Source organism: Micromonospora sonchi (genome assembly GCF_014646235.1).
In the GTDB taxonomy this organism is placed as follows: domain Bacteria; phylum Actinomycetota; class Actinomycetes; order Mycobacteriales; family Micromonosporaceae; genus Micromonospora; species Micromonospora sonchi.
The window spans coordinates 1-1,707 of record NZ_BMNB01000075.1 but is presented as its reverse complement, the minus strand read 5'-3'; the positions used below and the strand labels follow the sequence as shown (position 1 = coordinate 1,707).

1 protein-coding gene is annotated in these 1,707 nt (G+C 67.8%); it reads left to right on the top strand.

Annotated elements, in window-relative coordinates:
• Positions 1-118 precede the first annotated feature (118 nt).
• Positions 119-1,546, top strand: coding sequence for an IS1380 family transposase (locus IEY61_RS30790; RefSeq protein WP_229706651.1), 1,428 nt, complete (start codon positions 119-121; stop codon positions 1,544-1,546).
• Positions 1,547-1,707: the final 161 nt, after the last annotated feature.

Genomic DNA, 1,707 nt, shown 5'->3' with positions numbered 1-1,707 from the left:
ACCTCCCCTGTTCAGAGGGGATTTGACTGATCGAGGTCAGTGAAGGAAAGGTGCACCTGACCTGCAAGGATGTGGGTGTCGAGTCCATGTCCACAGCAGAATCGGGTGCACCTTCCTGGTGGGTAAGGGTAGTGGGTGGGATCAGCGGCTGGTCGTCGGCTCGGGTGGGAAGGGTCTGGTTGGTCACGCGGGTGCGGTCCTGCTGCGTAAATGCGCTGATCGGAGTGGTCTGACCAGCGGTTTGAACAAGGTGCTGCCGCGTGGCGCGGGGCCGGGTTGGTGGGATCGCGGCACGGTTCTGGTGTCGCTCGCGGTCGCGATCGTGCTCGGCGCCACGAGCATGTCCGACATCGCGCTGCTGGCCCATCAGAGTGTGGTCTTCGGTGATCGGCCGTCGGAGTCGACCGTCCGGCGAGCCCTCGCTGGCCTTGACGAGACCGCGCTGAAGCGGATCGGCACAGCGCGGGCGAAGGTCCGCGCTCACGTGTGGGCGCTGCTCGCCCGCCGCCGGCAGGGGTTCCCGTGGCTGAGCGTGGCGGGCAAGCTGCTGACCGGGTGGGTGGTCATCGATCTGGATGCCACGCTGATCACCGCCCACAGCGACAAGCAGGGCGCGGCGGCCACCTTCAAGAAGGGCTATGGCTTTCACCCGCTGGGCGCGTGGTGTGCCAACACCGCGGAATGCCTGGCCATGCTGCTGCGCCCCGGTAACGCCGGATCGAACACGGTTGCTGATCACATCCGGGTCCTCGGTGACGCCATCGCCCAGCTCCCGGCCGGCTACCGGCGCAAGCTCCTGATCCGCGTCGACGGGGCCGGCGCCACCCATGAGCTCCTCGAGCATCTGGAGCAGATGAACCGGGTATGGCGCAGCGTGAAGTTCACCGTCGGCTGGACGATCACCGCCGCCGACGAGACCGCGATCGCACAGCTGCCCGCCGACGCCTGGACCGACAGCCTGCACCAGGACGGCACCGCCACCAGCGACGCGCACGTCGCGGAACTGACCGGTCTCAACACCCGGCTCGCGGGCTGGACCGGCACCCTGCGGCTGCTCGTGCGGCGGGTGAAACCCTCGGCCCGGCACGTCAAGAACCTCACCGAGCTGGAGAAACGCACCGGCTGGCGCTACCAGATCGTCGCCACCAACATCACCCGCATCGCGCGCGTGCCCGGCTCACACCAGCCGCAATGGCTCGACGCCCTCCACCGGGCGCACGCCGGAGTAGAAGATCAAGTCCGCGCAGGAAAGGCGATGGGCCTGCGCAACCTGCCCTCAAAAACCTGGACCGTCAACCGCGGCTGGGTCCTCGCCGCCAACATCGCCACCGACCTGACCGCCTGGACGCGACTACTCGGCCTGCACGACCAGCCGGATCTCGCGCACGCCGAACCCGACACCCTGCGCTACCGGCTGCTACACCTACCCGCGAAACTGGCCACCCACGCCCGCCGCCGCGTGCTGTCGATCCCCGAAACCTGGCCCTGGGCCGACGCGTTCACCCTCTGCTGGCAACGCCTCACCCTCCTACCACCAGCTACCTAACCCAGAACCCCTGTACCTACCAGCAGAAAGGCCGCTCCTCGAGGGCACGGAGACCTCGCGCGTCCACAGCGACACGTGGCGCTCCCGCACCCACCACCAGCGGACAAAACGGTCAAGCCGAAACGGTCAGGCAGGGAGCAAAACCCTCTGACGGATCGAGG